This is a genomic window from Lysinibacillus sp. UBA5990, assembly GCF_002429815.1.
Classification (GTDB): domain Bacteria; phylum Bacillota; class Bacilli; order Bacillales_A; family Planococcaceae; genus Lysinibacillus; species Lysinibacillus fusiformis.
In genome coordinates, this window is the sequence record NZ_DJAY01000015.1 from 449,493 (window position 1) to 468,292 (window position 18,800).

At 38.1% G+C, this 18,800-nt stretch carries 19 protein-coding genes; 11 read left to right on the top strand and 8 right to left on the bottom strand.

Features of this window, described 5'->3' with window-relative positions:
* Positions 1-17: 17 nt before the first annotated feature.
* The 5 genes from B3D94_RS14685 to B3D94_RS14705 all read right to left on the bottom strand — a co-directional run bounded on the left by B3D94_RS14685 (position 18) and on the right by B3D94_RS14705 (position 3,564).
* The gene (locus tag B3D94_RS14685) at positions 18-773 is read right to left on the bottom strand and encodes a DUF2087 domain-containing protein (protein WP_069480632.1); all 756 of its coding nucleotides are present in this window, start codon (positions 771-773) and stop codon (positions 18-20) included.
* A gap of 134 nt (positions 774-907) precedes the next feature.
* On the bottom strand, positions 908-1,783 hold the full coding sequence (locus tag B3D94_RS14690) for an ABC transporter permease (RefSeq protein WP_349679801.1): 876 nt from the start codon (positions 1,781-1,783) through the stop codon (positions 908-910).
* The gene (locus tag B3D94_RS14695; RefSeq protein WP_291757973.1) at positions 1,783-2,703 is read right to left on the bottom strand and encodes an ABC transporter ATP-binding protein; all 921 of its coding nucleotides are present in this window, start codon (positions 2,701-2,703) and stop codon (positions 1,783-1,785) included. Before B3D94_RS14695 ends, B3D94_RS14690 begins: the two co-directional genes overlap by 1 nt.
* Before the next feature lie 5 nt (positions 2,704-2,708).
* Positions 2,709-3,113, bottom strand: coding sequence for a DUF3021 domain-containing protein (locus B3D94_RS14700; protein ID WP_291757975.1), 405 nt, complete (start codon positions 3,111-3,113; stop codon positions 2,709-2,711).
* Between the two features lies 1 nt (position 3,114).
* On the bottom strand, positions 3,115-3,564 hold the full coding sequence (locus tag B3D94_RS14705) for a LytTR family DNA-binding domain-containing protein (RefSeq protein WP_069480636.1): 450 nt from the start codon (positions 3,562-3,564) through the stop codon (positions 3,115-3,117).
* Positions 3,565-3,785: 221 nt separating this feature from the next.
* On the opposite strand from B3D94_RS14705, the gene B3D94_RS14710 reads away from it, so the two are divergent.
* Positions 3,786-4,814: an AbrB family transcriptional regulator gene (locus B3D94_RS14710; RefSeq protein ID WP_291757978.1), complete on the top strand. Its 1,029-nt coding sequence runs from the start codon at positions 3,786-3,788 to the stop codon at positions 4,812-4,814.
* 33 nt (positions 4,815-4,847) lie between these two features.
* Here the strand turns inward: B3D94_RS14710 and B3D94_RS14715 are convergent, their stop codons facing one another.
* Entirely contained in the window at positions 4,848-6,542 is a 1,695-nt protein-coding gene (locus tag B3D94_RS14715) for a methyl-accepting chemotaxis protein (RefSeq protein WP_291757980.1), read from the bottom strand.
* Positions 6,543-6,755: 213 nt separating this feature from the next.
* Here B3D94_RS14715 and B3D94_RS14720 point away from each other — a divergent pair, with 213 nt between their 5' ends.
* The 3 genes from B3D94_RS14720 (at position 6,756) to B3D94_RS14730 (ending at position 9,590) form a co-directional block, all read left to right on the top strand.
* Positions 6,756-6,896 carry an RAxF-45 family protein gene (locus B3D94_RS14720; protein WP_175423000.1) on the top strand — a complete coding sequence of 47 codons (141 nt, stop codon included), beginning with the start codon at positions 6,756-6,758 and terminating at the stop codon, positions 6,894-6,896.
* Positions 6,897-7,000: 104 nt separating this feature from the next.
* Positions 7,001-8,806: a ribosomal protection-like ABC-F family protein gene (gene abc-f, locus B3D94_RS14725; protein WP_291757983.1), complete on the top strand. Its 1,806-nt coding sequence runs from the start codon at positions 7,001-7,003 to the stop codon at positions 8,804-8,806.
* Positions 8,799-9,590 carry a GNAT family N-acetyltransferase gene (locus B3D94_RS14730; RefSeq protein ID WP_291757985.1) on the top strand — a complete coding sequence of 264 codons (792 nt, stop codon included), beginning with the start codon at positions 8,799-8,801 and terminating at the stop codon, positions 9,588-9,590. The genes abc-f and B3D94_RS14730 overlap by 8 nt, the downstream gene beginning before the upstream one ends.
* Before the next feature lie 57 nt (positions 9,591-9,647).
* On the opposite strand, the gene B3D94_RS14735 is transcribed toward B3D94_RS14730, so the two are convergent.
* Positions 9,648-11,210 (bottom strand): bifunctional metallophosphatase/5'-nucleotidase, encoded by a 1,563-nt coding sequence (locus B3D94_RS14735; RefSeq protein ID WP_291757986.1) that lies wholly within the window; start codon positions 11,208-11,210, stop codon positions 9,648-9,650.
* A gap of 181 nt (positions 11,211-11,391) precedes the next feature.
* Here B3D94_RS14735 and B3D94_RS14740 point away from each other — a divergent pair, with 181 nt between their 5' ends.
* The 5 genes from B3D94_RS14740 to B3D94_RS14760 all read left to right on the top strand — a co-directional run bounded on the left by B3D94_RS14740 (position 11,392) and on the right by B3D94_RS14760 (position 15,849).
* Entirely contained in the window at positions 11,392-12,465 is a 1,074-nt protein-coding gene (locus tag B3D94_RS14740; protein WP_291757987.1) for a PhnD/SsuA/transferrin family substrate-binding protein, read from the top strand.
* 83 nt (positions 12,466-12,548) lie between these two features.
* Positions 12,549-13,352 (top strand): phosphonate ABC transporter ATP-binding protein, encoded by an 804-nt coding sequence (phnC, locus tag B3D94_RS14745; RefSeq protein WP_291757989.1) that lies wholly within the window; start codon positions 12,549-12,551, stop codon positions 13,350-13,352.
* Positions 13,309-14,124 carry a phosphonate ABC transporter, permease protein PhnE gene (gene phnE / locus B3D94_RS14750; protein ID WP_069480643.1) on the top strand — a complete coding sequence of 272 codons (816 nt, stop codon included), beginning with the start codon at positions 13,309-13,311 and terminating at the stop codon, positions 14,122-14,124. The genes phnC and phnE (B3D94_RS14750) overlap by 44 nt, the downstream gene beginning before the upstream one ends.
* 10 nt (positions 14,125-14,134) lie before the next feature.
* A complete protein-coding gene (gene phnE, locus B3D94_RS14755; RefSeq protein ID WP_069480644.1) occupies positions 14,135-14,941 on the top strand; it encodes a phosphonate ABC transporter, permease protein PhnE in 807 nt (268 codons plus the stop codon).
* A gap of 173 nt (positions 14,942-15,114) precedes the next feature.
* Complete coding sequence (locus B3D94_RS14760; protein WP_036124482.1) at positions 15,115-15,849, top strand: hypothetical protein; 735 nt, start codon at positions 15,115-15,117, stop codon at positions 15,847-15,849.
* 86 nt (positions 15,850-15,935) lie between these two features.
* Here the strand turns inward: B3D94_RS14760 and B3D94_RS14765 are convergent, their stop codons facing one another.
* Positions 15,936-16,307, bottom strand: a complete 372-nt coding sequence (locus tag B3D94_RS14765) for a hypothetical protein (RefSeq protein ID WP_008174304.1) — start codon at positions 16,305-16,307, stop codon at positions 15,936-15,938.
* A 364-nt stretch (positions 16,308-16,671) separates the two neighbouring features.
* On the opposite strand from B3D94_RS14765, the gene B3D94_RS14770 reads away from it, so the two are divergent.
* Entirely contained in the window at positions 16,672-17,202 is a 531-nt protein-coding gene (locus tag B3D94_RS14770; protein WP_069480646.1) for a hypothetical protein, read from the top strand.
* A 15-nt stretch (positions 17,203-17,217) separates the two neighbouring features.
* Entirely contained in the window at positions 17,218-18,771 is a 1,554-nt protein-coding gene (locus tag B3D94_RS14775) for a flotillin family protein (RefSeq protein WP_025117434.1), read from the top strand.
* The last annotated feature ends 29 nt before the right edge of the window (positions 18,772-18,800 follow it).

The following is an 18,800-nucleotide window of genomic DNA, read 5'->3' on the forward strand; positions in this document are numbered from 1 at the left end:
TTTAATTACCTGCCTTCTTATTTTTTAACCCAGTAAGCACTACCGTCAGCTTGGCGGTCCAGAAAACCGTATTCAATTAAGTAGCGGCGTATATGAACGTAGTCTTCATACATTGGTTTGATGATTTCATTCAATTCTTTTTCTGTATATTGTTTTTCTTTGTCAAAAAGCCTGGTAATGGCACGAAGTACTACAATTTTTTGTTTTTCACGCTTAGGAAAACGAACTAGCTCCTTGCCAACACCGTGTGGAAATAATTTCGCCAATAGTTGTTGTTCTTCTAAGAGAGTGACGTTATAGCGATCGTCAACCATTGTAGCTGTTTTATGAATAGACACAAATGTATCCTCCTTTCGATCTTGTTCCTTCAGTAATTCCATCATTACTAACAACGTTTTGGCTTGGCGTTCTTTTTCCTTTAACGCAAAACGGTGATGACGAATAGTCGTGGCACTGCCTATTTCTAATTCCTCTTTTATTTCCTGATCTGATTTACCTTCATAAAATAAGCGTAAAATATGACTTTGATGCTCAGTTAAGCCGGTCATTTTTTTATTGAGACTATTTAAGTAATGAAAAACAGACTGGTGTGTAATCGTAATATGGTGTTGCATCATTTTTTCGGCTTCATACAATAAGTCGTCGTATGGGTAAATAATTCCTTTTTCTATTTTTTCCCCACATAGCAGACAAGTGAAATGTGTCTCATCGCCGATATAACCCTTTTTTAGATTATCGATAGGCGCTTGCCAAAATAGTTCATTTACATCCATTAGGAATCCTCCAGATAAAACAAACGAATTTTATTTTTGTTTGCTCATTTATTATTAAAATAACAAATTGTTTGTTATAAAGCAATAAAAAACACATCGTTTTCTAAACGATGTGTAAAAACGTTGGCAATTATTTATTTATATTTTCTTTTAAAGAAAAGCAAGGAGGCAATCGCTAGGACGAGAATTGTACCAACGATAATGAGGATGCTCGTTGAGGCACTCAGGGTATTACCATGAAGCTCGTAGACAATACCATAATTAATTTTGTAGTCATGCACATAGGAGACTGGTATACCCTCAAAGACATTGGCAATGGAGCTTTCCATAAATGTGTTTCGTAAGAGTAATGTAGTATGACTAACTGGGAAATACATAATTAAATTTTGAGCAAAGCTTGGTAGTGCACCTAGTGGGACATAGACACCGCATAAAAATCCGAGTAGTGTACCGACAATAGTTCCCAATGTTGAGAAGGCATTTTGTGTCGTCACAAACAAGGAAAGAAATAGATTCAAGACACTTGCGAGTAAGACAGATAATAAGATAATGCCAAGTACTTGAACAAAATGTGCAAGGCTTAAAAGCTTACCTCCTGTTGCTACTATAAAAATTTCACAGCCAATTAATGCAATAAAGGAAAAAATACTGCCAATTATTAATGCATTGAGTACATAGCTCATTTGTATTGTGGCACGGGAAAGAGGGGCAGTTAAAAAATCGGCCATTGCCTTTGATTCCTGATCCTTTATGGCAATACCGTATGCACCAAGTGTTGTCGAAACGGCAATCATCGAAAGTAACCCAGCTACAACCCATTCGTTCACCATGGTAATCACTGCAGGTGTTGCTTCCGTTATTCGTTCAATTGCATCTACTTGCATTTTTTGGAGGAATACGGCGTAAAGCACGATGACTATAATCACCGATAGTAGAGAGAAAAACACTTGTGTTTTATCTCGCCTAAATACTTTACTATTTCGTTGTACTAAGCTCATTAAGGCTTCCACTATGCAACACCTTCCTCTGCCATTATATGAAGAAAGACATCGTCCATAGTTCCTTTAATCACTTCAAAGGAGGCAATGAGTGGCTCCGCTTTCTTTAAAAGAGAGAGAGCTTGCAGAGTAGATTCTAAACGGATTGTATAGATCTCCTGTTTCTCGGTATAGGAAATGGCGTGTTCTTCAAGCCATTTAACACCGTCTATTGGATTATTGAAAACAACGGCCATAGAGTCGTAGGCATACTTGGTTTTCAACGCATCGGGCGTACCTTGTGCGACAATTTTTCCTTCCTTTAAAACAAGGACTTGATGTGCGACTGCCGCTTCCTCCATATAATGGGTTGTTAAAAACACAGTCATATTCGTTTCGAGTTGAAGCTGCTTGATGGCCTGCCAAACTAATTGTCGTGTTTGTGGATCTAAGCCGGTTGTAGGTTCATCTAGAAATAAAATAGTTGGACGATGAATAAGTGCACGTGCAATGTCTGCTCGTCTTTTTTGACCGCCAGATAATGTTCCATATTTTTGTCTTTCAATATCCTCTAAATGCAAATAGGAGGAAACAAATTGATAGTTTTCAGCAAGTTGTGTTTTTGATAATTCATAAGTTCTGCCTCGGTGTAGAATGTTTTCCTGTACAGTTAAACGATCATCTAATAAACTTTGTTGGAACACAACACCGATGGATTTACGGATATCTGCATTATGATTGCTGACATCTAGTTTAAAGTTATTGATAGTGACATGGCCGCTGGATTTTTTTAATAAAGTACATAGGATTTCAATTGTTGTCGATTTGCCAGCACCGTTTGCTCCTAAAAAAGCAAAGAGGGTACCTCGTTCAACCGTGAATGAAATGTCGTTAACCGCATGATGGTCACCATACTGTTTACATAAATTCTCAACTTTTATCGCGAAGGACATCCAGATTATTCCTTTCTTTTCCGAATTTCTCGATTTATTTTTTCAATATCATTTAATTGAAGGATATAAAGAATACACCAAACGATGATGTAAATAACGGCTTCAGATAGCAGCACATATTTCACACCAGAATGCGTAAACCAGCCACCAAAATAGCCAGCAATCAAAACACATATTGTCACAGCGATTAAATGCAAGAATAGCTGCACCATAAAAGGGATTGATTCAATCTCAAAAATACTAGATAGAAGTCCGATGGCAATGCCAAGTATGGCTGCAATAACAATTTGCTCTAGTAATTCTGTCCCTGATACCATCGCATTATTTGATAGGACGCTAAATGTCACTAAGACATAAGAAGAGCTAAGGGAAATGAGTAGTCCGATAATCATCATGCTCACATATTTCATGCTATAGATCCCTCCCAATACCTAAGTGTCGCTTCAATTCTTTTATATATTTACGACTAACATGAATGGTTACATCATTTTCAAGCAGTAATTGTGTTGTACCGATTTTGCCCATTTGAATAGAGGCGATTTTATGGATATTGACAAGTGTAGATTTACTTACTCGAACAAAGTCCTTTGAAAGCTGTGCCTCTAGTTCATATAATTTTCGTTTAGACTCAAACTCTTGTTCATTCGTTTGTAAAAATATTTTGGCATCCTCTGCATAGATGGAATAAATATCAGAAATTTTTAGTAGATGAATTTCTTGTTGAAAATACCCATCTAGCATAGTAGTTTGAGAAGCTTGTAATTGCTGCATGAGTCTTTCTATTTGTTCGTTGTATTCTTTCGCATGTATATGAACCTCTGTTTCTTCAAGTTCATGGTGAATAGTTAAATGAATTTTCATAGGAGGCCTCCTTTATTTTCCCTCAAAGGGAAAACGCTGAATCAGGTAATAATAATGTAGCATAGAAAAATTTAGCAAAGGTAAATTATTGGATAAGAGGTTCAATTTTATCGATAACAGGTTATTTTTTAACGATAGCAAACCATACAAAAGTCGCTTCAATAGAAAAAAAGGTTAAGAAACGTCATAATATAGTTATCTAGTTGTAAGGGGTTGCTAGTATGTTTGTTTTTGGTAGGCATATATTGATTACATTATGCATTGGCCTCATAGGTGCTGTCTTTTTTCAACTACTTCATATACCAATGCCTTGGTTGCTAGGCGCTATTACAGCGGTACTTATCGTGCAATTGTCGACCAATGTACAATTGAGATGGCATTCTTCCTTCCGTAATTTTGGTTTAATCGTAGCAGGGTATTCTATCGGCTTTGCCTTTACTCCAGAAGCGGTGCAGGATATCAAGCTTTTTTTAGGGAGTATTGTCGTTATAAATGTGATTTTTATATTGTTATTTTTTGGTGTCAGTTATTTAGTAGCCAAACGTACAGATTTGGATTTTGCAACGGCATTGACATGCTGTGTACCTGGTGGCATGGCACAGGTTATGGCCTTTGCTGAGGAGCAAGGCGATATGGATATGGTGGTCATTACGTTCTTTCAAATCCTCCGTGTTCTTTTAATCGTCGGCTTTGTCCCGCTAATGTTGACAGATGTTGGTGGAAACAGCCCTATGAATGATGGAATATATACATGGGGTCTTGTTGGTATACTAATGGTTTGTGGCTTAGCAGGGTGGCTTGCTCAGAAGATTAAAATTCCAACAGGTTATATGCTTGGCCCCGTATTTTTATTGATGGGAATTAATATGGTGGGGATAGAAGTGCCTAGAATACCCATATCCCTTCTACATATTGCTCAATTGATGATTGGAATCCATATCGGGTTATTGTTGAAAAAAGAAGATCTACATTTATCGAAGAGGCATATTTTTTATGCATTTGTATCAGCTGGCATTTATATCGGAGCAGCGTATGGTTTATCATTTTTGATGAAAAGCCTATACAGTCTCGACTTTAAGACAGGCTTTTTAAGTATTGTACCTGGGGGACTTGATCAAATGGGGATTATTGCGGCTTCTGTACATGCCAATGTGACAATCGTCACAGCTTTCCAACTCTTCCGAATCCTTGTGATCTCAATTTTCCTTGTGCCTGTGGTCAAAATGTTTGTGAAAAAAGTGAAAACATGAGGGACAATCCCTCATGTTTTTTTGCTACTTATTTTAATATTTAAATTGGTGGATCAAATCTTGCAGTGTTTCGGCATTCGCTGTTAGCTGTGACGCTGCCTGATTAATATCATCCATTGATAGAAGATTTGTTTCAGCAATTTGTGTGACGATTTTTGATTGTTCACGAGCATCCATAGCAATTTCTGCCATAATTTGTGTTGAAGCATTCGCCTGTTCAATTCTTGCATACAGCTCTTCGGCAATGCCTGATACCTCTTGAATTTTAATTGTTACAAGTGACACCTTTGTAGTAATATCTGCAAAAGCCTTGCTTGTTGTGTAGACCACTTCAGCGCTTGTAGTGGCCTCTTGTTTACTTTGCTGCATATACACACGTGCTTCCTTAGATAGTTGTTGCATAGTATGAATCGTCTCTGTAATTTCTGCTGCGGAGGTTTTGGATTGTTCAGCAAGCTTACGAACCTCTTCTGCAACAACTGCGAAGCCCTTGCCATGTTCGCCCGCACGAGCTGCTTCTATCGATGCATTGAGGGCTAATAAATTTGTTTGATCGGCAATGGCATGAATGACCTCCACGATCTCATCTATTTTAATGGCGTGTGTATCAAGTGCTGCAATGGCCTCTGCACTTTCCTGAACGGCATTGGTCATAGCATGCATTTGAAGTTGCATATTATGGGCAGCTTCCTCACCATGCTTGGCCGTATCGAAGGCATCCGAAGCATAGGAAGATACCTCGCTATTAGTTTCTGTGACTAGTTGAATTCCACCAGCAATATCTTCCATCGCTTCGGCATTCTCATGAGCACTATGCTTTTGAGTACTTGCACCACTTGCAAGCTCCTGCATATTGGCTGTTAATTGCTCCGTTGTTGTCGTGGTAGAACCTGCCGTTGCAGATAATTCCAGTGAGGATGCAGACACTTGATTGGCTGTTGCATCTACTTGTTGCATCATACTACGTAAAGTTGCGAGCATGGCATTAAACGACTCTGCCACATGGCCGATTTCATCCTTTGATTGCACTAGTAGCTGTTGCGTTAAATCACCTTTCCCAGCAGAGATCGTTTCTAGCTGAATGTTTAATTGCTTTAAAGGTCTGACAATGCCACGAATAAAGAACATACCTGCAATGACTGCAATAAGGGCTGAGATGACAGCGATAATCCCAGTCTTTAATAACATCCTTTGTGCGACTACATCAATATCAGCGGAAGGTACCCCAGCAAAGAACATGCCAATCGTTTCGCCGTTTTTATTTTTAATGGGCTCGTATTTTGTAAAATAGGGGTTGCCTAGCACTTCGGCAGTACCAGTGTACGTTTTCCCTTGCTGTAAAACAGTGTCAGCTACTTTTGGGTCGACCGTTGTTCCAATAGCACGTTGTCCGTCTACGATAATATTTGTATTAATTCGTGTTTCTCCAGCGAAAATTGTAATGGCAGCCTGTGATAATTCTCCTAAAGTATCAATAAGTGCTGTTTCATTGGCTACGTTTACATTGCCTTTGTAAAGCTCGCCATTTTTTAATTGCCATTCACCAGGTAATGTTTGGTTGAGGTTAAGTATACTTAAATCTAAAATTTGATGAAGCCTTGTATTGTACTCTTCTCGTAATGTTTTTTTCATTTCGGTTGTGTTCATAATACCTATAGCAATGAGTACAAATCCAATAATAACCACAATTAATAAGCTCATTTTCTTTTGCATACTTAGCTTTTTCATGAAATGTCCCTCCACATTCTCCGTAAAAAACCCTATTACCAATCACCTAAATGTTGATATAATTTGGGAAAAAATTTCTATTTTTTATTAGTATATAACTAGTGTGCCGGTTTGTATATTTATAAAATAAAATGATTGTTCATTTATCCCCTTTTCAAATAATCTAAAAAATGGTATTATATGTTTAACTATAACGAACGGAGGTGAAAAAGAATGAATAAAAACGCTACGGACACATGTGTAAAAGTGGATACAGCTATGTATTTTGCACGTGTCATTACTTTTGATTTTGCGAACAACGGGATAGGTCTGTCCATTTTTAAGCAAAATCAAATAACTAACGTAGCGAATTAACCATTCTTTTTCACACATTTTAATGAGAAAAAGACTGCTTGTTAATGAGCAGTCTTTTTTGTGTTGTCGAGATGTTTTCGCGCGTTTCATTGGAGGAAAAAACGATGCAAATGAAAGCTGAGCAAATTCAAAAAATTATGGGTGGCAATATATTATTTGAGAATTTACAACTGGAGGTAAATAGTGGGGAGCATGTTGCTATAGTTGGCGTAAATGGTAGTGGTAAAACAACTTTATTGCAGCTTCTTTCGGGTGTAGATATACCCGATCGGGGACGTATCATAAAAAGTAAAGATGCTACGATTGGCTATTTACATCAAATACCACATTATCCAGGTCATTCAGTAAAGGAAGTGTTAGAAGAGGCGTTTGCTGCTATTTATGCATTAAAGGCTAGAATGACGATACTTGAGCAAGAGATGCAGTCAAACGTAACGGATAAAACTTTATGGCAATATGGGCAAGTGCAGGAGCAATTCATGCTACAGGGGGGCTATGAGGTGGAAGCCCAATTAGCGATGATTGCAAATGGGCTAGGTATTATGGAAATGTTGGCACAGCCATTTAGTAGTTTAAGTGGTGGAGAGAAGACGAAAGTAATGCTCGGGCAAATTTTATTGAGCCAGCCAGCTATTTTATTGTTAGATGAACCAACGAACCATCTTGATATGCAGGCAATCGAATGGCTTGAAAAATATGTACGCAGCTTTGAGGGAATTATCATTGTCGTATCTCATGACCGCCATTTTATGAATCAGATTGCGCATAAAGTCATTGAAATTGAAGATGGAGAGGCCTTTACGTACACAGGTAATTACGATGCATTTATAGCACAAAAAGAGGCAAAGATTGAACAGCAATTTGCTGATTATGAAGAGCAGCAGAAGAAAATTAAGAAAATGCAAGAAACGATTAAACGATTAAAACAATGGGCTAATGAAGCAAATCCACCAAACGCTTCTATGCATAGACGTGCAAAAAGTATGGAAAAAGCTTTAGCACGTATAGAACGGGTGAAGAAGCCTATATCAAAAAAGAAAATGAATCTGGCTTTAACGATGGCTGAACGCAGCGGCAAAGAGGTAGTGCAATTACAAAACATTTTCCACGGTTATGATAAGCCTTTATTGATAGACAGTAACCTAGCTGTCTACTTTGGAGAAAGACTAGCGATAGTTGGGAACAACGGTAGTGGTAAATCAACATTATTAAAAATGATGTTAGGGGAAATCGTTCCTAATCGCGGTGTTTGCCATGTAGGTAGTAATGTGAAAATTGGCTATCTATCTCAGCAATTGGAACATAAAAATCCAGCCATCCGATTGATTGATGCGTTTCGTGAAAATGTAGCGGTGTCTGAGGCCGAAGCACGCCATATTCTCGCACGATTTTTGTTCTATGGCTATGATGTCTTTAAAAAAGTGAAAAATTTAAGCGGTGGAGAAAAAATGCGCCTTCGATTAGCTCAATTAATGCATGAGGATATTAATGTGCTCATTTTGGATGAACCAACGAACCATTTAGATATTGAAGCAAGAGAGGTATTGGAGGATACGCTAGAATCCTTTGAGGGAACCATTATTGGTGTATCCCATGACCGCTATTTCTTACAAAAAATATTTAGCAAAACAGCATGGCTAAAGGATCAAACTATTCATGTTTTTGAAGGAGATTATGAGTGGGCTAGACAAAAACTTGAGGAACTCTCGAAGAAAATAGTAGTTGAAAATGAACCGGCGCCTCCTAAAATACAACCTGTCAAAAAAGAGCAATCGATTGAACAACAAATTGAAAAACTAGAGGCAAAACTAGAGGAACCTTCACTTGCTAAAGAGCAACGGCAAAAGCTCGAACAGCACATAGAGGAATTATATGAAAAATGGATGGAAGAGGGAACGGAACATGCTTAATTTAGAACGTATTATGCAGCTTGATATAGATTATGTAAAGAGTTTTAGTGAAATGGAGGCATGTAAAGAAGGAGTTTTATTCTACAATAAGGCAATTCCAACCTATTATGATGCGAATCATGCACATGTTTGGCGAAAGATTGAAAAACCTGCTCAGTTTTTAGAAGATATAAAAACGTTCTATCAATCTAAGTCGCTTATCCCAAGGCTGTATTTATATAATCTTGAGGATAATCAAGCATGTATGGAGGCATTAGAGATGCATGGCTTTCAATATGAGCAGTTTGTTAATGAAATTCAGTGCTGGAATGGTGAGTTTAGTCAACGCTCACCACATCCAGCAATCCAGATTGAACGGGTAACAGATGCAAATATGAACGATGCCTTGGCAGTGGAAATGAGCATTTCGGCTTTTGGAGATCCTGAATTAATAAAAATGGCCTTTGAGCAAGCTTATTATTCGCCAAGCTTTACGTACTATTTATTAAAGCTAGATGGGGTGCCATGCTGTTCTGCTAGTATATTTGTGTCAGGAAATCAAGGAAGGATTGAGAGTGTAGCAACAATTGAAAGCTATCGAGGTCGTGGTTTAATCGGCTATATGTTGCAGCATATCCAACAACAGTCAGTGAATCAGAAGCTTGAGAAGCTTTGGATATGGCCAATTAACGATCAAGTTGCTAAAGTTTATGATAGGGCAAATTTTAAATCGGTTGGATCCATTGCATCTATTCATGCATTTACAGAAGGAAAAAGTATTCAAGATATACGACAAAATTCTTAATCTAGTTTAAATCAAAACCCGCCAAATTCCTGTAATGTTTAGAATTTGGCGGGTTTTTTAGAATTGTACTTGCCAATTATGATTACATGTCGCTTGAACCATGGGCTGTTTTAACAAATAATCGGCAATTAGCTCGGTCATATCAATCTGAATCTCTTTCACAACAGGCCGATTTCTTAAAAAGTCAAAATTTCCTGCACCAGTCGCACGATAGCTACTCATTACGACATCGAATTCTTCCTCCCTATTAATAGCTACGCCATGATACATCAATTTGGTAACACGTTCTCCAATAGGCTTTGAAATATCCAAGATATACTCAATACCTTCCCACATATCATAATTATAAGGTTGCGCTTTCGGGGAAAGGAAGGAATCTGCAACATGCAATTGACCTGCTTTTACCGTAAAATAGCTAGCTGATTGTTCAAGGGCAAGTAAAATGTCCTGTCCTGTGAGTCGAAGTACTTTTAATGTATTAGCGTAAATATAGTTTGTCACAATGTCACGCATCGTAACGGCTTGCTTTAAGCCACCTGGTTCATCATGAAAAAGAGCTGTACATGAAATAGAAGAACCCGACACAGCCATTTGAATGCGGTTGATAAATTCAATATAGGGATGTTCCTGAATGCGCGCAAGAAATGGATCTTCAATTTGTAAATCACCTTGGATCATGCCAATTGTTTCATCTAACCATGCTTCGGTTTTTTCAAAGATAGGTGAGATGATCTGACAAACAGCTGCATGAGGTTGCGTATGCTCTGAACTATAAATAAGCGATGGGGTATGAGAAATCGATTGAATTTTATGCTGATGATCCATGTCAATTTCTAGCTCTATTTTAGCGATACAAACGCCCTTCGTACCAGGTTGAACGACTGATTTACCCATAATGGTTGTGCTAATTTCACGATGCTGGTGGCCGGAAATAATAATGTCTACTTCTTCTATTTCAGCACACATGCGGTATCCTTGATTTTCCCCATCCTCAGCTTCAAGTAGTTCTCCTGATTCAAGATCTCTCTCGAATCCACCGTGATAACATAAAACTAGAACGTCAATTTGTTCATTAGCACGAATCCATTTTGCCCAGTAGCTAGCACTTGAAAAGGCATCTTCAAAATGAAGCCCCTCGATGTGAAGAGGTTCCTCCCACTTGGTGACAAAATGTGTTGTCACACCTAAAATGGCTATTTTAATACCATCTATTTCTTTGATAATAAACGGCTTTGTAAATGGCCTCCCATCCTTGGTCACGATATTGGCTCCTAGCCAAGGGAAATTGGATTGGTGAATCACTGATTGTAGCGTCTGAAGTCCATAATTAAATTCGTGATTACCGAATACAATGGCATCATATTGAAGCTCATTGGCCACCTGAATCAAAGGGTTCTGTTCCTGCATTTGAGATTTTTGATGATAAAAGGTCATGGGACTGCCCTGAATAAAATCACCATTATCAATTAAGATGGTTGGCATTTCAAGCCTTTTTCCTTCAATAATTGTTGCGAGCTTGGCTAACCCGAGTGCTTCATTTCGATCATTTCGAAAGGTTGTGGGTATGATATAGCCATGAATATCACTAGTTGCAAGTATTTGAATGGTTTTGATAGACATAATAGATCCTCCGATCATTAGTATATCCATAGTATATAAAGTAATTTCGTATGAAGTTAGCTTATTTACAATATCAAAATATTATTTTACCAAGTAGAAACATTAATTTACGCGCTATTAACACTAGGAAAATATTTACTGTATATACTGAAAAAGCATTTCAAAAAGGGAGGATAACATTTTGAAGAAACTACTATTTTTCACGTTAACATGCATGCTTGCTGTGTTCCTAATGGCATGTGGAAATGAAGCTTCGGACACATCAAAAGATAATAAAACGACAGATGTGGCTGCAGAGGCAAGTGGCAATGAGTCTATAGACAAATTATCGATTGGCTTTGTACCTTCTCGTAATCCAGATGAAATTATTACGGCAACGGAACCTTTAAAAGGTTTATTAAAGGACGAGCTTAAGAAATTAGGTTTTGATGTAGGTACAATTGATATTACCGTTGGAACTAATTTTGAAGCAGTAGGGGAAGCCTTGTCCGCTGGAACTACAGATATTGGCTTAATTCCTGGAGGGACTTATGTGTTATATGACGATGGCGCAGAAGTGATTTTAACTGCTACACGTGCTGGATTAAATAATGATTCTGATAACCCAGTGGAGTGGAATAACAATAAACCAACAGCACCAACAACAACACAGGCTACATCATATAGGGCCATTTTAGTGGCAGGTCCATCTGAAAAAGGCAAAGCATTAGCAGCGAAAGTGAATAATGGTGAAAAATTAACGTTTGAAGATTTAAATAATGTAACTTGGAATGTTATGTCTTCTTCTTCACCAGCAGGCTATATTTACCCTACATTATGGTTACATGAGAATTTCGATAAAACTATTCCTGATTTAGCGAAAGTTGTTCAAGCTGATTCTTATGGTAATGCTTTTGGACGTTTAGCTGCTGGACAAACAGATGTCTTGGTCACTTATGCAGATGCACGTCGTGATTATGAGGAAAGCTGGCAAGGGGATTTCGGACGCACTGCTTCCATTTGGGATGAGACGGACTTAATCGGGGTAATGCCTGCCATTTATAACGACACAATTAGTGTAAGTAAAAATTCCAAGGTCATGACTGACGACTTGAAGAAGGCAGTTCAGCAAGCCTTCATTAATATTGGTAACACAGATAAAGGTAAGGAAGTAATTGCTATCTATAGTCATGAAGGCTATCAGGAGGCAAAAGACAGTGACTATGACAACGAGCGTAAGGCACAGGAATTAGTGCAAAACCTCGGTTCGAAATAAGGGAATGAAGAATCTGCGTGGCCTGCGGTTTACTCGCAGAAAGCAGATTCTTCTTTTATCTTTTCTAGATAGGGAGCGGTTCAATGATTGAGTTTAAAGAGGTAGAAAAACGTTATCCGAATGGCTATCTTGCCTTAAATCACATTAATCTACAAATTGAGCAGGGCGAATTCGTGGCCATCATCGGTTTGTCGGGTGCTGGAAAATCAACATTATTACGCTGTATTAATAAAATGCACGACATTACTGAAGGTACATTGCGTGTCAATGAAGTCAATGTGCAGCAATTGAAAGGTAAGGGCATACGTCATTTACGCAGAAAAATTGGCATGATTTTTCAATCTTTTAATCTTGTGACACGTGTGTCGGTCTTGAAAAACGTGCTCGTATCCTTTGTACCGAATATGCCAGCTTGGCGAAAAATTTTTGGCATATTTACGCAAGAAGAAAAGAGACAAGCATTAATGGCACTCGATCAAGTCGGTATTTTGGATAAGGCTTATGTGCGTGTCGATCAATTATCTGGGGGGCAACAACAGCGTGTGGCATTAGCTCGAACACTTGCACAAAATCCACAAATTATTTTGGCGGACGAGCCAGTAGCATCACTTGACCCTGTAACAGCTAAACAAGTTATGGACGATTTTAAACGAATTAATCAAGAGTTAAACATGACTATTATTATTAATATTCACCATGTTGACTTGGCATTAGCCTATGCAACACGCGTTATTGGTGTGCGGAGCGGTGAAATTGTATTTGATGGACAGGCAAGTGAAATAACGGAGGAAACGCTTGCCTTCATTTATAACACTACGAACAAAAGGAGAGGCGAAACGGAACATGCCATGGAAGATGCTATCACCGAAAAAAATAGTTTTGCCTAACGGAAAAGAAGTGTTAGAGAAACGCTCCTTCCTGCCTGTTTTGTGGCTATTAATACTTGTACTACTTTTTCTTTCAATTCGTATTACTGGCTTTAGCATAGAGGTGCTTGTCAATCGAATTCAAGAGTTTTTTGTCATCCTACAGCAGATGATTCCACCTAATTGGGACTACTTATCAAAGCTATGGCAACCGCTATTTGATACGATTAAAATGTCCTTATTTGGCTCTGTAGCTGGTGCTGTAGTTGCGTTACCTGTTGCCATGTTTGCTGCAACTAATATTACGAATAATAAAGGAATCGCCATGGTAGCTAAATTTATGTTAAGTCTACTACGGACGTTGCCGACTTTGATTGTTGCCTTAATAGCGACGTTTATTTTTGGCCTCGGAACGATGGCTGGTACAGTGGCGATTTTTTTATTTACTATAGCGTATGTAGGGAAACTATTATACGAACAAATAGAAAATGCCGATATGGGGGCATATGAGGCAATGCATTCAATGGGCCTTACAACAATTCAAGCATTTCGTTATGCGATTATGCCGCAAATTTTACCCAATTATCTCTCCACCTCGTTATTTTGCTTTGAGGGAAATGTTCGTTATGCGTCGATTTTAGGGTATGTAGGTGCAGGAGGAATTGGGTTACTTCTGAATGAAAGTTTGGGGTGGCGAAGCTATGAGAATGTGGGGATGATCCTCCTCATGCTGGTTTGTACGGTTTTTCTAATTGAAACAACTAGCGAGTATTTCCGCAAAAAATTAATGTAGAGGTGATGTAATGAATGCTATCGACAAGCAATTACAACTACAACCAAATCGACGCATGTCATACATCATGACAATGATCATACTTAGTTTATTATTTATTTGGTCTGTAACAGCCATTCATTTCGAGAATGTTTCGGCAAGTGGTACGAAAATTGCTAAAAATATCTTCGTAGGCTTGTTGAATCCTGATTGGTCATTAATAATGAATGTGACAACTGAGGGTATACCCTATTTATTAATCGAAACAATGGCCATAGCGTTTCTAGGTACAATTGTAGGGGCATTGCTAGCGATCCCTTTAGCCTTTTTATCCGCTTCAACTATTGTGCCTAAGCCTATTGCATTTATTGTTCGCTTTCTATTAATTATTATTAGAACCATACCGGCCATCGTCTATGGACTAATGTTCATTCGCGTAACAGGTCCTGGACCATTTGCAGGTGTATTGACTATGTCATTAACGTCTATCGGAATGCTGTCAAAGTTATATGTGGATGTTATTGAGGATCTAGATAAAAACATACTTGAGTCGATGGAGGCAATTGGTTGTACGTTAATGGAAAAAATTCGTTTTGGAATATGGCCACAGCTGACAGCGTTATTTACATCTATTGTCATTTATCGCTTTGATATGAATTTGCGAGATGCAACCATACTCGGTTTAGTTGGAGCAGGAGGCATCGGTGCACCACTTATTTTCGCTATGAATTCGTACAAATGGTCAGAAGTAGGCGCCATCTTATTAGGACTTGTTGTCCTTATTTTACTAGTGGAGTATATTTCAAATCGTGCACGTACTAAACTGGTCAAAGGATAAAATTTTTAGAAGATATAGCTAGTAAAATCCTGAATAGTATCGACTATTCAGGATTTTTGATTTATTCTTATAAAAGAGGAATTTTCATTGATTATAAGTTTTTTACTTGAAAAAATACCGTATTCGATTTATTGTCTTTAGAGATACTTGTTTATGGACTTGGAGGATATGGAATGCACGGAATTTATATACGCTATAATGTCTCAAAAGAAACTTCAGCAGCAAAATGGCCCAAAAAAATGGATGCATTTGCTTATGTTCAACGAGAAAAACCACAACAAGATAATGACAACTTGCTGTCACCAGAAGAGCTAAAAAACCATGCAATTCGTTATATTAAAAGCTTAAAAGACAATGCAAGTGAACATTTAGTAGAGCAACGCAACGGCGAAATTGAGCATTTTGATCGCCGCTATATGGAATCCTTAAAATTAAAGGAAAGCATCGATTCACAGCTGATTAATCTAGAAGAAATCCGTTTATTGCTGCAACTAATGAATGTTTTAAATTTATCGCATGCCTTCGGAGAAAATGCTGGAAAGCTTCTACGTCAAATTACACCATATGCAAAAGAGGTAGAGCATCCAACATTCCAAACTACCCGTGTTGAGCGCCATTTTTATTCAGAATTAATCGAACAAATAGAAGTTATTTACACACGCATTATGCGTCAGCACAACCCATCAACAACGGAAATGCAACATTCAGAAAAGCTCTGGACAACAGTCTGTGAGCAAGCAATAGAAAAGGTAGAAACCCGAATTGAACGCTTATCTTCTATCAAATTAAAACATGAAAACAATTTATTAGAGTTTAATCATTTAAAACAACAAAATATCGAGGCAAAGGAACGCCTAGATTTAGCCGTTCATGAATTGGATGAGATTTTAAATGTACTAGAATCTTAAAAAAGCATGTCTACCGATTGGAATTTCAGTCGGTAACATGCTTTTTATGTTATAGATAATAATGAGCAAGCTAATAAGCGCACTCTTTATTTTTTCTCAGGCTGATCGCGTTTAGATTGGCGCGAAATACGTAATAAATCCAGCCCAAGTAATACAATAATGATATAAAACAGTGGGCTAGTAAACGATAAACCAATTTGTGACTGACCACCAAGTAATGTTAATACAATCCATAATCCAACTGTATATAGAGTCAAACCAACATAGGCCTTCTTAGACATCTTTTTATATTGACCTTTATCTAAGGCTAGCTGTATGATCACTAGCACGACCAATATGAGAAGAATTATCTTTTTAGTCAAGATAGATGCAATCGTTGTGTCAGGGAAGAAATCATTTACAAATAATAATGTGAAAAATACTAGAATAAAGAAATTTAAGATCGTCGAGAGCTTCATGCTATATCTCCTTAGTTGCCATAATCCTTTCTATTGTAACATGGTTCTATTAGATGGGAATGAATTTATGTTATATTAGCGGGAAAATTATAAATTGAGTAAAAATATGAAAAGATAAGCCTCAATAATTTTTTGAGTCTGCGGTGCAAGGGCAAAATAATGCTATAAGCTAAATGGACCTTACACCTCTTTATCGTGAATAGAAGCTCCCTTGGTACACTCCTCAATCTAAACTTTTATGATTACGGCACTCATTCACTATAAACATGTAAAAATAGGAAAGTATTAAAAGTTTGAAAATTTTTGAAACTTTCCCTAGGTGACAACCGTATAGTAGGTAATATGATGAAAAGGGGTGAGCAACTTGACGCTATTTGGCTATTCACTCGAGCAAATCTTTTTAGTGGTTTTGATTTTCGCTGGTCTTGCCACAATACTAGTTATGTTTTTTGGTGATGCAGTCGAAGGTATTGGGGAAGGACTGCCCATTTTTAATCCGAGTGTCATTCTTTCTTTCATTACGTTGATGTCTGCAGCAGGATTTATTTTAGAAAAATTAGCCTGGTTCTCTAGCGTTTGGAACATTATTGCTGCATGTATCATCGGCGCTATTTTAAGTACATTATTTTATTTATTTATTCTCGTTCCACTACGGTCAGCGGATGTTTCATTAGCTTATACGGAAGAATCACTAGGGGGGCAATTGGGCAAAGTCATTGTACCAATTCCTGTAGATGGGTTTGGAGAAGTTATTATCGAAACAACAAGTGGTATGATTTCGAAACGGGCAACAGGTTACGATAATGAAGCCATTGACTATGATGAAACTGTCCTTATCGTGGACGTGAAGGAAGGTACACTTTTTGTTAGAGCATATGAGAAAAAATTTGTCTAAAGGGGAGATATGTCTATGTCAATCGATATTCTAATTGTTTTAGGAATTGTAGCATTTGTATTAATTGCACTAGTAGGTTTATATGTAACAAAATATAAAACAGCAGGTCCGGATGAAGCACTGATTGTGACGGGTAGCTATCTCGGCTCTAAAAATGTACATAAAGATGAGTCGGGCAATCGCATAAAAATTATTCGCGGTGGTGGTACATTCGTATTCCCTATTTTCCAGCAAGCAAAGCCATTAAGTTTACTATCTAGCAAACTAGAAGTAACAACGCCTGAAGTGTATACGGAACAAGGTGTTCCTGTCATGGCTGATGGTACAGCCATTATTAAAATTGGTGGTTCTATTTCAGAAGTTGCGACTGCAGCAGAGCAGTTTTTAGGAAAGCAAAAGGCAGAGCGTGAAGGGGAAGCACGTGAAGTGTTAGAAGGTCATTTACGTTCAATTTTAGGCTCCATGACGGTTGAGGAAATTTATAAAAACCGTGATAAATTCTCACAGGAGGTTCAACGTGTAGCTTCTCAGGATTTAGCTAAAATGGGTCTTATCATTGTTTCCTTTACGATTAAGGATGTACGTGATAAAAATGGCTATTTAGATTCACTTGGTAAACCGAGAATTGCACAGGTAAAACGAGATGCTGATATTGCGACAGCGGATGCGGAAAAAGAAACACGTATAAAACGTGCAGAAGCATCGAAGGAAGCGCAAAAGGCAGAGCTAGAGCGTGCGACAGAAATTGCGGAAGCGGAAAAAGAAAATCAATTAAAGGTTGCTGAATTCCGCCGTGAGCAAGATATTGCCAAAGCACGTGCTGACCAAGCCTATGAGCTCGAAACAGCTCGTGCTAAACAGGAAGTGACAGAGCAAGAAATGCAAATTCGCATTATTGAGCGTCAAAAGCAAATTGAATTAGAGGAAAAAGAGATTTTACGTCGTGAGAAGCAATATGATTCTGAGGTGAAGAAAAAGGCTGACGCTGATCGTTATGCGGTGGAACAAAATGCCGCTGCCGAAAAAATGCGAGAGCTTGCACAAGCAGATGCAGAAAAATACCGTATTGAATCTTTAGCAAAAGCGGAAGCGGAAAAAATCAGATTAGATGGTCTTGCCAAAGCTGATGCAGAACGAGCACAAGGGGAGACAGAGGCAGATATTATTCGCCTTCGTGGTCTTGCGGAAGCTGAAGCTAAACGTAAAATTGCTGAAGCCTTTGAATATTATGGTCAAGCAGCTGTACTGGATATGGTTGTGCGCATGATGCCAGAATATGCAAAAGAGCTAGCGAGCCCGCTTGGTAATATCGATAAGATTACAGTCGTTGATACTGGTGGTGGAGAAGGTAGTGGCGCGAATAAAGTAACGTCTTATGCTACTAATTTAATGTCTACGCTACAAGAAACGTTAAAAGAAACTTCTGGTATTGATGTGAAGGAACTGATTGAAAGCTATGCTGGTAAGCATACATTGCGTCCGGAATTAGAGCAAATTGCTCTAGGGCTTGAAAAAAAACAAACTGCGGTTGAAGCTGAGGAAACAAAAGAAACAGTAGAACAACCATAAGTAAAAGCGACCTGATGATTCATACATCA

Excerpts from the sequence above, each read along its gene's own strand:
- B3D94_RS14685 (WP_069480632.1), bottom strand. The coding sequence starts at position 773 with ATGGATGTAAATGAACTATTTTGGCAAGCGCCTATCGATAATCTAAAA.
- B3D94_RS14695 (WP_291757973.1), bottom strand. The coding sequence starts at position 2,703 with ATGTCCTTCGCGATAAAAGTTGAGAATTTATGTAAACAGTATGGTGAC.
- B3D94_RS14700 (WP_291757975.1), bottom strand. The coding sequence starts at position 3,113 with ATGAAATATGTGAGCATGATGATTATCGGACTACTCATTTCCCTTAGC.
- B3D94_RS14705 (WP_069480636.1), bottom strand. The coding sequence starts at position 3,564 with ATGAAAATTCATTTAACTATTCACCATGAACTTGAAGAAACAGAGGTT.
- B3D94_RS14710 (WP_291757978.1), top strand. The coding sequence starts at position 3,786 with ATGTTTGTTTTTGGTAGGCATATATTGATTACATTATGCATTGGCCTC.
- B3D94_RS14715 (WP_291757980.1), bottom strand. The coding sequence starts at position 6,542 with ATGAAAAAGCTAAGTATGCAAAAGAAAATGAGCTTATTAATTGTGGTT.
- B3D94_RS14720 (WP_175423000.1), top strand. The coding sequence starts at position 6,756 with ATGAATAAAAACGCTACGGACACATGTGTAAAAGTGGATACAGCTATG.
- abc-f (WP_291757983.1), top strand. The coding sequence starts at position 7,001 with ATGCAAATGAAAGCTGAGCAAATTCAAAAAATTATGGGTGGCAATATA.
- B3D94_RS14730 (WP_291757985.1), top strand. The coding sequence starts at position 8,799 with ATGCTTAATTTAGAACGTATTATGCAGCTTGATATAGATTATGTAAAG.
- B3D94_RS14735 (WP_291757986.1), bottom strand. The coding sequence starts at position 11,210 with ATGTCTATCAAAACCATTCAAATACTTGCAACTAGTGATATTCATGGC.
- phnC (WP_291757989.1), top strand. The coding sequence starts at position 12,549 with ATGATTGAGTTTAAAGAGGTAGAAAAACGTTATCCGAATGGCTATCTT.
- phnE (WP_069480643.1), top strand. The coding sequence starts at position 13,309 with ATGCCATGGAAGATGCTATCACCGAAAAAAATAGTTTTGCCTAACGGA.
- phnE (WP_069480644.1), top strand. The coding sequence starts at position 14,135 with ATGAATGCTATCGACAAGCAATTACAACTACAACCAAATCGACGCATG.
- B3D94_RS14760 (WP_036124482.1), top strand. The coding sequence starts at position 15,115 with ATGCACGGAATTTATATACGCTATAATGTCTCAAAAGAAACTTCAGCA.
- B3D94_RS14765 (WP_008174304.1), bottom strand. The coding sequence starts at position 16,307 with ATGAAGCTCTCGACGATCTTAAATTTCTTTATTCTAGTATTTTTCACA.
- B3D94_RS14775 (WP_025117434.1), top strand. The coding sequence starts at position 17,218 with ATGTCAATCGATATTCTAATTGTTTTAGGAATTGTAGCATTTGTATTA.